General features: G+C 40.2%; 1 protein-coding gene. It reads left to right on the top strand.

Features of this window, described 5'->3' with window-relative positions:
* The coding region (locus tag AC6CH4_RS26070; protein ID WP_498108263.1) for a hypothetical protein at positions 1–219 on the top strand (219 nt) is incomplete at both ends.

Here is a 219-nt window from a genome sequence, read left to right as displayed (position 1 = left end):
AAATGGAACAGGGAAGTGCGCCTTTCTCTGTTTTGGTAAATGAGATAGAACAATTTGAGACCCGAGATTCGAATTTTTCGGTAGCGGTAAAAAAAGGGGATGTACTGAAGGTGAAATCTGCCAAATCCTGTGAAGGGATCTACACAAGGGATATTGAAGCATTACAAAATATGGTCTGGGCTTATCCCAACCCTACATCTGGAAGTTTTGAAATTGAAT

This window comes from Flavobacterium sp. GQ95 (assembly GCF_059758655.1).
Note: the sequence above shows the minus strand (reverse complement) of the source record. Positions and strands in the feature narration are given on the sequence as shown.